Origin of the sequence: Flavobacterium sp. (assembly GCF_044361065.1) — a bacterium.
In the GTDB taxonomy this organism is placed as follows: Bacteria; Bacteroidota; Bacteroidia; order Flavobacteriales; family Flavobacteriaceae; genus Flavobacterium.
Genome location: NZ_JBIKJI010000051.1, coordinates 1 through 12,109, shown reverse-complemented (window position 1 = coordinate 12,109; position 12,109 = coordinate 1). Strand labels below are relative to the sequence as shown.

Here is a 12,109-nt window from a genome sequence, read left to right as displayed (position 1 = left end):
ACGTCTTGCGGTACAGAAGTTTTAGGAATTTTTTCATTGGCATTTTGAATCGCTTCCTTGAATCTTTCATCTAAAGATAATTCGCTCATTTATTTTTTTGAAATTATAGTTTTGTTTCCAATGGCTTTGTCTCCTAATTTAACATTGATAGGCGTTCCAATCGGAAAATATAAATCTACTCTTGAACCAAATTTAATAAAACCAGCATCATCACCTTGAATCACAGTCATACCTACTTCGGCATAATTTACAATTCTTTTAGCTAATGCGCCAGCAATTTGACGATATAAAATATCTCCATACACGTTATTTTCAATTACAACGGTAGTTCGTTCGTTTTCTTCACTGGCTTTAGGATGCCATGCCACTAAGAATTTTCCAGGATGATATTTACTATATTTTACTATTCCATTTACAGCATATCGAGTTACATGCACATTAATTGGCGACATAAAAATTGAAACCATTAATCGTTTGTCTTTAAAATATTCAGATTCGAATACTTCTTCAATTACCACAACTTTTCCATCAACTGGAGCTAACACATGATGGTCGCTAATATTTGCAATTCGAGTTGGATTTCTAAAAAACTGAAGAATAAGTACTAAAAATCCTAAAAGAACTACTTGTAAGATTTTGCAAACTATAATATTGCTTTCATGAAATAAATGGTCTACACCAAAAATACCTAAAACGGTAATTAAAGTTGAAATCAATATAATTTTAGCACCTTCTGGATGAAACTTAAGCATAATAGAAATAAATTAAATAAAATATATATAAAAATGGAATAACAAAAATAGCACTATCTAATCGGTCTAAAATGCCACCGTGTCCGGGCATAATATTTCCACTGTCTTTAACACCGGCTTCTCTTTTGAATTTAGATTCAACTAAATCGCCAAGTGTACCAAATATTGAAATAATTAAAGCGCTAATAATCCACAAAGTTACATTAAAAAAAGTATAAAATTGACTAATTAGTATCGAAGCTAGTAGAGTAAAAACGATTCCGCCTATAAAACCTTCAATTGTTTTTTTAGGAGAAACTCGTTCAAGTAATTTGTGTTTTCCAATTGATTTTCCTACCAAATAAGCAAAGGTGTCGTTACACCAAATCATTATGAACATGGCTAAAACAATTTCGTATTTAGCTGGATTTGTAAAATTAGGTAAAGTAAGTAATAATATAAAAGGTAAGGTTATGTAAAGAAAAAAATGACTGTGTTTTTTGTGGTATTTATGAAACGAAATGTTTTTAAATAAATTAATCAAAAGTAAAATATTGAAAACTACACAACCAAAAGTCAAATAAATTAAATTTACTGGCGGCAAATTACTCAAAAAGAAAAGTACAGAAATTAATATACCACCAATAGCAAATAAATAATATGATTTGTAGTGTGTCATTTTAGAAAATTCATAAATACTTAAACACATAAAAACAGTGAATAGTATATGAAATGTTATTGGTGAAAATAACGTACAGAAAACAAGTAATGCAATATAAACAGCACCACTGATAGCTCTTGTTACATTTTCGGTCATTTTATAAATCTTCTAATAGAATTAAGTATAAGTTTTTATGGCAACTTCCATAATGAAGAAAATCTTCTTCTTTTGTTTTTTCAAAATACTTAATAGCAGTAATATTTGTAGGGTATTCTTTGTCGTACTTTGTTTTGATGTTTCTTAAGCCATCGCCTTTTGTCATTAAAAGTTGGCTGGTTGAAGCATAAACAATAATATTGGTAGGTAATTCGTCTATTTTGAATTGTTTTAATTGTTTAGAAGAAAATAAAATGGAACCTTCATCAGCAATTAAGTTTTCGCAAGCGGTAAAAAAGAAAGTTGGATTTGTTGCGTTTTTATATTCTAATCGGTTCTCGTCAAGAAAATTAAAAAGCCTTGAATCAAAACATTGTACTTCATTTTCAAACCAATCGTTTTCTTCTAAAATATTTTCAAAGTTCTCATGAGCTTCTTCCATATTTGAACAATAAATAAATTTTCCGCCATTATTTTTAAAATTAATGGTGAATAATTCATCTACAGGCGTATTTATGTCTGGTGCATATTGGCTTTTTTCGACGTTATTCTCCTGATTATCAGCTACGTCTTGATTGCCAAATATCTTTTTGAAAATATTCATTTTATATCTGTAACAATTCTTAAACATCAAATATAAAAAAATCTTAACTTAAAATCACTTTCAAGTTAAGATTTTTTATACAAAATATTGTTAATAACTTATTCAGTTATAATTTCTTCATCGGTTTCTGCAATAATTTCCGACATTGTTTCTGGTTTTTCGTCTTCAATATCGAAAGGTCTTTTTCCAAAAATAGTTTCTAAATCATCTTTAAAAATAACTTCTTTATCAATTAAAACGGCTGCCAATTCCTCTAATTTAGTCCTGTTTTCAGTTAAAATAGAAATGGCTCTTTGATATTGTTCTTCAATTAAACCTGAAATCTCAGCATCAATTACTTTTGCAGTATCATCTGAATAAGGTTTCGAAAAATTATAATCCGATTGTCCAGAAGAATCGTAATACGTAATATTTCCAATTTTATCATTCAGACCATAAACAGTAACCATAGCACGAGCTTGTTTGGTTACTTTTTCTAAATCTGAAAGTGCACCTGTTGAAATTTTATCGAAAACAACTTTTTCAGCAGCTCTTCCACCCATTGTAGCACACATTTCGTCTAACATTTGTTCTGTTCTAACGATTTGTCTTTCTTCAGGTAAATACCATGCAGCACCTAAACTTTGTCCACGTGGTACGATGGTTACTTTTACTAAAGGCGCCGCGTGTTGTAACATCCAACTAACTGTAGCATGACCTGCTTCATGAATGGCAATGGCGTGTTTTTCTTCTTTAGTAATAATTTTATTTTTCTTTTCTAAACCGCCAACTATTCTATCAACTGCGTCTAAAAAGTCTTGTTTGTCAACTGCTTTTTTGTTTTTTCTTGCTGCAACTAAAGCGGCTTCATTACAAACATTAGCAATATCGGCACCAGAAAATCCAGGAGTTTGTTTTGCTAAAAATTCAGTATCTAAAGTTTCTGCTTTTGTAATTGGTTTTAAATGTACTTCAAATATTTCCTTACGTTCTCTAATATCTGGTAAGTCCACATAAATTTGTCTGTCAAAACGTCCAGCACGCATTAAAGCTTTGTCTAAAACGTCTGCTCTGTTTGTGGCTGCTAATACAATTACATTTGAATTGGTTCCAAAACCGTCCATTTCAGTAAGTAATTGATTTAGTGTATTTTCTCTTTCGTCGTTTCCGCCAGACATATTGTTTTTACCACGGGCTCTACCAACAGCATCAATTTCATCAATAAAAATAATTGCTGGGGCTTTTTCTTTGGCTTGTTTAAATAAATCTCTAACACGTGAGGCTCCAACTCCTACAAACATTTCTACAAAATCAGATCCTGATAATGAGAAGAAAGGCACATTAGCTTCACCTGCTACGGCTTTTGCAAGTAAGGTTTTTCCTGTTCCTGGAGGTCCTACTAATAAGGCACCTTTTGGAATTTTACCACCAATACTTGTGAATTTTTCAGGCGTTTTAAGGAATTCTACAATTTCTTGAATTTCTTCTTTAGCACCTTCTAAACCGGCTACGTTTTCAAAAGTAACTTTTACATCATTTTTTTCATCAAATAGTTTAGCTTTCGATTTTCCAATGCTAAAAATTTGACCCCCACCACCAGGGCCTCCAGCCATTCTTTTAGAAATGAAATAGAAAAATCCAATGAAAATTAAGGTTGGTAATAACATACCTATCCAATCACCCCAGTTTCCTGTAGGTTGTATGTCGTAAGCAGAAATTAACTTATTTTTTTTCGCTTCTTTTAATTCATTTTGAAAAAGGTCTAAACTACCCACATCTTTTACTAAGTAATGCGGTCCTTTTTCTTTGGTTACTTTTTTTAATTCTTCATCTTTAGAAGCAACGTATGCAGCCTTTTTTAAAGTTACTTCGGCTGTATTGCCAGAAGTACTTGTTAAAATATCTACTTTTTCAATTTGGTTTTTACTTAACAAATCATAAAAAGAAGAAATAGAGGTCGATTTCGGATAATTCATATCGAAACCACCATTAAAAAAGTTAATTAATAATATTACAGAAATGGCTAAAATTGGAAAAAACCAAGGGCCAAGCTTTACTACCTTAATAATAGGTTTGTTTTTATTTTCGTTTTCTGACATAATGGGTTTAAAATTTATTTTCTATTGAAGTAATTTTAGCATCACCCCAAAGACTCTCAATGTTATAATATTCTCTAATGTGTTTTTGAAATACGTGTACTACAATGCTTACATAATCCATTAATACCCATTCGCCAACATCTGTTCCTTCTATATGCCAAGGTTTGTCTTTTAGTTCTTTAGACACGCCTTTTTGTACCGAACCTACAATTGCATTTACTTGCGTATTTGAATTTCCATTGCAAATTACAAAATAATCACAAACGCTATTGTCAATCCCTCTTAAATCAAGAATATCAATATCTAATCCTTTTACATCTTCAATTCCTTTGATGATACTTGATAGTAAATCATCTGTGCTAATATTTTTCGTCATCTATTATTTATTCGTTTTATGCAAAGGTATCATTTTTTGTCTTTATTTTTGTAACTTAAATTAAGTAATAATTAAATTTCTTATATGCATATTATCAAACTCAATGCCATTGATTCTACAAACAGTTATTTAAAGGAATTATCTGCCAAACAAATGGTTGCTAATTTTACAGTTGTGGTAGCAGAAAATCAAACTAATGGGCGAGGACAGCGTGGTGCAAATTGGGAAGTTGAAAAGGGTAAAAACCTAACATTCAGTGTTTTGATTAAAGATGTTTTGGTAAGTGCAGAGGAGGTTTTTAACTTAAACGTGCTCGTTGCAGCAACTTTGTTTCAAACGTTTTTGAACTTAAAAATTGAAAACTTAGCCATTAAATGGGCAAACGACATTTTGGCAGATAAAAAGAAAATTTGTGGTATTTTAATTGAAAATCAGTTTAAAAGTGCTTCGGAGATACTTTCTATTGTTGGGATTGGTATAAATGTGAATCAAGAACATTTTATTAATTTACCTCAAGCCAGTTCTCTAAAAAATAGTTCGGGGAAAGAATTTAATAAGGAAGAAGTATTGATGCTGTTTTTATCCCAATTTCAAAGTAATCTTGCTTTATATAAAAATGAAGGTAGTTCTTATTTTTGGAATTTGTACCACGAAAATTTATTTAAAAAAGATGTTCCAATGGCTTTTGAAAATGCAGATAAAGTTAAATTTATGGGAATTATCAAACAAGTTTTACCAAATGGTTTGTTGCAATTAGAATTGGAAGACGACACGTTACAATTGTTTGATATCAAACAACTAAAAATGTTGTATTAAATAGTCATCTAAAAACAGGTATTAAATTTTGTTAAAATAGCACCAGTTTATTTTCTTATTCTGTACATTTGCACCACTTATATAAAGACTACATTTTATGTTACAAAAATTACTTTCCGCACTATATTCTACACGCCTAATGGCACTTTTGTTTATTGGTTTTGCAGCAGCAATGGCAGCAGGAACATTTATTGAAGACGCCTATAATACAGAAACTGCCAGAATTTGGATATATAACGCTTGGTGGTTTGAGGCCATTATGGTATTTTTCGTAATCAATTTTTTCGGGAATATTAAACGCTACCAATTGTATAAAAAAGAAAAATGGGCTACTTTATTGTTACACTTATCTTGGATTTTTATAATTGTGGGTGCTTTTGTAACCCGATATATCAGTTATGAAGGCTTAATGCCTATTCGTGAAGGTGCGATTTCAAACACAGTATATTCAGATATGCCACATCTTACTGCTTTTGTAGATGGAGAATATCAAGGCGAAATGAAACGTAAAACAATTGAAAAGCAGCTGTTATTATCTCAAGCCACAACAAATTCCTTTTCATATTCAGATCAATTTTCAGATATTCCATATAAAATTGAATTGCAAGAATTTATTATGAATGCCTTTCAGACATTTAAACCCGATGCCAAAGGAAAATTATATATTAAATTAGTAGAAGCCAGTGGAGGAAGTAGAAAAGAACATTTTTTATGTGAAGGTGAAGTAAAAAACATTAGTAACGTGCTTTTTGCTTTCAATAAATTTACGCAGGGCGCCATTAATATTACAAAAGCTGCTGAAGATTATACCATTCAAACGCCATTTGATGGTAATTTTATGCGAATGGCAGATAAAATGCAAGGCACAATTTCGAAAGATAAATCAAGTTCTTTGATGTTTCGTTCTTTGTATAACGCTGGAGGAAGTCAGTTTGTGTTTCCAGAATTGCCTCAAAAAGGACAGGTTGTTTTAGCGTCTAATAACGATTATAAAGACAAAAAAACGGATGATGCCATAATTGTTAAAGTCACGTCTCAAAACAAAGAAGAAGTTGTTACACTAATGGGATCAAAAGGAAAACAAGGCGAACCTAAAAGTTTTAAAATTGGAAAATTAGATTTTACATTAATGTATGGAAGTAAAGTGCATACGCTTCCTTTTTCAATTAAATTGAATGATTTCGTAGCCGAAAAATATCCTGGAACCGAAAAAAGTTATTCAGCTTTTAAAAGTAAAATCGAAATTCAAGACAAAGAAAATTCGAAAACATTTACCGATAGCGTTTTTATGAATCATATTTTAGATTATAGAGAATTTCGTTTCTTTCAAGCCAGCTTTGATGAAGATGAAAAAGGAACGGTACTTTCTGTAAATCACGATTTCTGGGGGACTTGGATTACTTACATTGGATATTTTTTATTGTATTTTGCTATGATGGTTATTTTGTTTGATAAAAACACCCGATTTAATGATTTGAAATTGAAGTTGGATAAAATTCGAGCTAAAAAAGCCACATTAGTAGCTATTTTATTCTTTTTTGGAATGTTTGGTTTTGCTCAAGATAATCATAACAATCACGAAGGACATAATCACGGAACCGACCCACATCAAAATGAAACTTCGGCACAAAAGCCCAAAATGCCAACAGCTGAAGAATCTTTAAAAGAGATTAAAAAATATATGGTTTCTGCCGAACACGCAGAAAAATTTGGGAGACTAGTTATCCAAGATATCAGCGGAAGAATGAAACCTGTAAACACATTTTCGTCTGAATTATTACGAAAAGTTTCTAAAAATGATACGTTTGAAGGATTCACTTCAGATCAGGTTTTGATTTCTATGAATCAGTTTCCTGAGTTTTGGTATCAAATTCCGATTGTACACTTAACAAGAGGAAACGATAGTATTCGTAAAATTATTGGCGTAGATGAGAAAGCAAAATATGCTCCACTAATTAGTTTTTTCGATGATTTTGGAAATTATAAATTGCAAAAACAAACGGATGAAGCGTATAAAGAAGCGGTTCCAAACCAATTTCAAAAAGACTTTTTAGATGCTGATAAAAAAGTAAATTTATTGTATTCGGCAATTAGTGGACAAATTTTACGATTTTTTCCACTTCCAAATGACGCCAATAATAAATGGGCTTCGTATTTAGAATTGCAACATCCAACGAAAACCAATTTAGATGTTGTAAAAAATATTATTCCGTTTTATTTTAGCGAAGCGGCAAAAGCCTCACAATCTAAAGACTATAAAAATGCTGAAAGTTTATTAAAAGGCTTATCAGATTATCAAAAGAAATTTGGTGGAAAAGTAATGCTTTCAGAAGATAAATTAGAAGCAGAAATTCAGTATAACAAATACGATATTTTTAAGAAATTATATACGTATTACGCATTAGTAGGAATACTAATGTTCATTTTTGTAATTGTTCAAATTTTTAATAAAAAGAAATGGATAAATTATGTGGTAAAATTTTTCCACGGAAGTATTATTTTGTTGTTTCTTATCCATCTTGGAGGATTAATTTTACGTTGGTATATTTCAGGACACGCACCTTGGTCCGATGCCTATGAAAGTATGATTTATGTTGGTTGGGCTACTATGTTTTTTGGTGTAGCATTCGGTAGAAAATCGGAGTTAACTCTTGCGGCTACAACATTTGTTGCTGCAATTATCTTGTGGGTGGCGCATTTAAATTATATGGATCCTGCAATTGCAAATTTACAACCAGTTTTAAACTCGTATTGGTTAATGATTCACGTTGCGGTTATTGTAGCGAGTTACGGACCTTTTACATTGGGAATGATTTTGGGATTGGTAGCCTTGTTTTTAATGATTTTTACCAACAAAAACAATAAAGCCAAAATGGAACTTAGCATAAAAGAAATTACCTATATTAATGAATTGGCTTTAACGGTTGGTTTAGTGATGCTAACAATAGGAAATTTCCTTGGCGGACAATGGGCGAACGAGAGTTGGGGACGCTATTGGGGTTGGGATCCAAAAGAAACTTGGGCTTTAATTAGTATTATGGTGTATGCATTTGTAATTCACGCTCGTTTTGTTCCTGCTTTACGAGGTTTGTTTGCCTATAACTTTATGTCAGTTTTAGCTTTTGCAAGTATTTTAATGACGTATTTCGGAGTAAATTTCCACTTGAGTGGCAAGCATTCGTACGCATCTGGAGAATCTCAAAGTGTGGTGTATTATTTATATGCTTTAGCTATTGTTTTGGTAATTTCTACAATTGCATATATTCAGTATAAGAAATTGTATAAGAAAAAATAAAATAAAGATTTCACATATTTTACAAGACCTAACAGCTTTTTATACCTGTTAGGTTTTTTTATTTAACCCAACATTAACTTTTGTTTTCTATAACATTTAATATATTTGATTTTAAATAAATTGATTATGAAACTATTTCACACGTTTACTGGCGCAGTATTAATATTATTGGCTTGTAATACAAAATCGGAAGAAAAAAAATCAGAGAATTGGGAACATTTCGTGGAAAACACAAACGAAAATGTTTCAGTAGAAACTCCAAAAACAAACACAATGGAACAAGGTTCAATTTATACTTTTAAAGTAAAAGATTTATCAGGAAACGAATTTGATTTTGCCACTCTTAAAGGGAAAAAAATCTTAATTGTAAATACGGCTTCAGAATGTGGATTGACACCACAATATGAGCAATTACAAGCAGTTTATGAAAAATATAAAGACAGTAATTTTGTAATTGTAGGTTTTCCTGCAAACAATTTTGGTGCACAAGAACCAGGAACAAATGCAGAAATTGGTGCCTTTTGTAAAAAGAATTATGGCGTAACTTTTCCAATGATGGAAAAAATATCTGTAAAAGGTAGCGATATGCACGTTTTGTATCAGTTTTTAACTCAAAAAAGTAAAAATGGGTTAAAAGACAGCGAAGTAGAATGGAATTTTCAAAAATATTTAATTGATGAAAAAGGAAATTTAGCAGCGGTTATTTCGCCAAGAGTTTTGCCAAATGACACTTCGATTACCAATTGGATTGAAGGAAAATAAATAAATAACTTTCAATTTTTAAAATCCAAATTCCAATTTATCATATTTTTGGAATTTGGAATTTTTTTTATTGGAATTTTACTAAAGCATTTTCTGCATAAAAACAGAATGCAACCAGCGGTCAAATTTAAAACCAGATTCTTTAATAAAGCCTGCTTTTTCAAATCCAAATTTTTCGTGAAAAGCAATACTACTTTCATTTTCCGAATCAATAACGCCAATCATCGTATGAAGATTTTGCTTTTTTGCTAATTCGATTAATTCAGAAAGTAATAATTTTCCTATTCCTTTGCCGATATAGTTTTTCTTGGCATACACAGAATGTTCTACCGTAAATTTATAGGCTTCTCTAAATCGAAATTCGCTGTAATAGCCAAATCCAACAATTTCATCGGCAACTTTTGCTACAATAATTGGGAACCCTTTTTGTAATTTATCGTCAAAAATAGCCAATTGTTGTGCTAAAGTTCGGGGTTGATAATCGTATAAAGCGGTACCAGTTAAAATTTGGTCGTTAATAATTTCAAGTATAGCTGGACAATCTTCCGATTGATACGTTTGAATTGATGGGTTCATTTTAGTATTTATTTATGATATAAAAATATAAAAAAATGTGTATTTATTAGTAAATTTGTCACTAAGAATGTTTTAAAAACATATAGGTACATAGTTTTATTTATATTGCCACGAATTTACGAATTTAAAAAATAGTTGACTTAGTTTGTATTATTCGTCTTTGACGAAAAATTCGAATTAAATCTAATCCCTTTTACATTAGTGAATTCGTGGCAAAATAATGATAAATTTGATTTGAAGCATTCTTTTTGCTTTGTGTTCTATTTTGAGCGAAGCGACTTTTTCATCATAAAAACTTATGTTTCTATGTGTTTATTAATTTTTTAACTAGTAAAATTGAAAGCCAACCTATATCCAAAAATACCATTAGCGCAAGCGGTTATTGAAATTTTTCGTCAAAAAGAAATTCAGCATATTGTAATTTCTCCAGGATCGAGAAATGCCCCTTTGACTATGGGATTTACCAATCAGGAAGGTTTTACGTGTTACAGCATTGCTGATGAACGTTGTGCTGCTTTTTTTGCTTTAGGTTTGGCACAACAATTACAAAAACCTGTTGCGGTCGTTTGTACTTCTGGTTCGGCAGTATTAAATTATTATCCTGCAGTTGCGGAAGCATTTTACAGCCAAATTCCATTGCTTATCGTTTCGGCTGACAGGCCAAAAAGTAAAATTGATATTGGTGACGGTCAAACCATTCGTCAAGAAAATGTATTTGCCAATCATATTGTTTTTTCAGCGAATTTATCTGAAAATGCTTCAATGCAGAATGATAATCTTATTGTTTCTGCAATAGAATCAGCTATTTTACAGAAAGGTCCTGTTCACATAAATGTTCCGTTTGAAGAACCTTTATATGAAACACTTTTGGAACCAACTTATGTTCCGAAAGTCACTACTTCTGCTATTGAAGATGCGGAGTTTACTTTAGATGCGAAATTCATTTCAGAATGGCAGTTGGCTAAAAAGAAATTAATTTTGGTAGGTGAGTTGTTACCAAATGCTATCGAACAAAAATATATTGATTCCTTAGCTGAAGACAAAAGTGTGTTAGTACTTTTAGAAAAAACATCTAATTTACATCATCCTTCATTTATAGATAGAATTGATACTTTAGTCTCAACGTTTTCTGAAGAAGAAAAGCTTAATTTTCAACCTGATATTTTGCTTACTTTTGGTGGTATGGTAGTTTCTAAACGAATAAAATCGTTGTTGCGAAATTATCAGCCAAAGCAACATTGGCATATTGATGAAATTAGGGCTTATGATACATTTGGTTGTTTATCGAACCATTTCAAGACATCTATTTCGGAATTTTTTAAACAGTTATTAAATGATGAGTTAAAAACTTCATCAAGTTATCAGTCTCATTTTCATACTATTTGGAAAGACAGATTAGTAAAACACGAAAAGTATATGTCTGAAATTTCATTTTCAGATTTTAAAGTTTTCGATTTTTTAAGTCGTCATTTACCTGAGAATATTCAATTACAAGTGAGTAATAGTTCGCCAATTCGATATCTGCAATTGGTACCTTGCAATAAAACAATTGAGGTGTTTTGTAATCGTGGTACAAGTGGAATTGATGGCAGTACTTCAACGGCAATTGGAGCTTCTGTTGCAAATAAAAAACCTACAATCTTAATTACGGGCGATATAAGTTTTCTGTACGATAGTAATGCGTTATGGAACAATTATATTCCGAAAAATTTCAAAATTATTTTAATAAATAATAGTGGAGGAGGAATATTTAGAATTTTACCAGGACATCAAGAAACGGAAACGTTCAATACTTTTTTCGAAACGTCTCATCAATTAACAGCAGAACATTTAGCAAAAATGTTTGCATTTGAATATACTTCAGTCCAAAATGAAACTGAATTACATTCTATTTGGGATTCTTTTATTTCGAACGAGAATAAACCATCAATTTTAGAGATTTTTACCCCAGAAAAAATAAATGATATTGTTTTATTAGATTACTTTAAGAAGTTGTAATTTATTTTTTAGATAAATCATAAATAAAAAATCCTCAACACTATTGAGGATTTGAT

General features: G+C 30.9%; 10 protein-coding genes. 4 read left to right on the top strand and 6 right to left on the bottom strand.

The window, feature by feature from the left end:
- Positions 1–89: 89 nt before the first annotated feature.
- From ACIQ11_RS04795 to rsfS, 5 genes are all read right to left on the bottom strand, one after another.
- Positions 90–752: a phosphatidylserine decarboxylase family protein gene (locus ACIQ11_RS04795; protein ID WP_396153309.1), complete on the bottom strand. Its 663-nt coding sequence runs from the start codon at positions 750–752 to the stop codon at positions 90–92.
- The gene (locus tag ACIQ11_RS04790; RefSeq protein WP_396153307.1) at positions 745–1,548 is read right to left on the bottom strand and encodes a phosphatidate cytidylyltransferase; all 804 of its coding nucleotides are present in this window, start codon (positions 1,546–1,548) and stop codon (positions 745–747) included. Before ACIQ11_RS04790 ends, ACIQ11_RS04795 begins: the two co-directional genes overlap by 8 nt.
- Before the next feature lies 1 nt (position 1,549).
- Positions 1,550–2,152, bottom strand: coding sequence for a lactate utilization protein B/C (locus tag ACIQ11_RS04785; RefSeq protein WP_353078052.1), 603 nt, complete (start codon positions 2,150–2,152; stop codon positions 1,550–1,552).
- Between the two features lie 98 nt (positions 2,153–2,250).
- Positions 2,251–4,230, bottom strand: a complete 1,980-nt coding sequence (gene ftsH, locus ACIQ11_RS04780) for an ATP-dependent zinc metalloprotease FtsH (protein WP_353078050.1) — start codon at positions 4,228–4,230, stop codon at positions 2,251–2,253.
- Positions 4,231–4,237: 7 nt separating this feature from the next.
- On the bottom strand, positions 4,238–4,606 hold the full coding sequence (gene rsfS, locus ACIQ11_RS04775; RefSeq protein ID WP_291241104.1) for a ribosome silencing factor: 369 nt from the start codon (positions 4,604–4,606) through the stop codon (positions 4,238–4,240).
- An 84-nt stretch (positions 4,607–4,690) separates the two neighbouring features.
- Here rsfS and ACIQ11_RS04770 point away from each other — a divergent pair, with 84 nt between their 5' ends.
- The 3 genes from ACIQ11_RS04770 (at position 4,691) to ACIQ11_RS04760 (ending at position 9,479) form a co-directional block, all read left to right on the top strand.
- Positions 4,691–5,422 (top strand): biotin--[acetyl-CoA-carboxylase] ligase, encoded by a 732-nt coding sequence (locus tag ACIQ11_RS04770; RefSeq protein ID WP_396153304.1) that lies wholly within the window; start codon positions 4,691–4,693, stop codon positions 5,420–5,422.
- Positions 5,423–5,519: 97 nt separating this feature from the next.
- Positions 5,520–8,717 (top strand): cytochrome c biogenesis protein CcsA, encoded by a 3,198-nt coding sequence (ccsA, locus tag ACIQ11_RS04765; protein ID WP_396153302.1) that lies wholly within the window; start codon positions 5,520–5,522, stop codon positions 8,715–8,717.
- A gap of 126 nt (positions 8,718–8,843) precedes the next feature.
- A complete protein-coding gene (locus tag ACIQ11_RS04760; protein ID WP_396153300.1) occupies positions 8,844–9,479 on the top strand; it encodes a glutathione peroxidase in 636 nt (211 codons plus the stop codon).
- Between the two features lie 81 nt (positions 9,480–9,560).
- On the opposite strand, the gene ACIQ11_RS04755 is transcribed toward ACIQ11_RS04760, so the two are convergent.
- Positions 9,561–10,055 carry a GNAT family N-acetyltransferase gene (locus ACIQ11_RS04755; RefSeq protein WP_396153298.1) on the bottom strand — a complete coding sequence of 165 codons (495 nt, stop codon included), beginning with the start codon at positions 10,053–10,055 and terminating at the stop codon, positions 9,561–9,563.
- A 336-nt stretch (positions 10,056–10,391) separates the two neighbouring features.
- On the opposite strand from ACIQ11_RS04755, the gene menD reads away from it, so the two are divergent.
- Positions 10,392–12,053, top strand: coding sequence for a 2-succinyl-5-enolpyruvyl-6-hydroxy-3-cyclohexene-1-carboxylic-acid synthase (menD, locus tag ACIQ11_RS04750; protein WP_396153296.1), 1,662 nt, complete (start codon positions 10,392–10,394; stop codon positions 12,051–12,053).
- Positions 12,054–12,109: the final 56 nt, after the last annotated feature.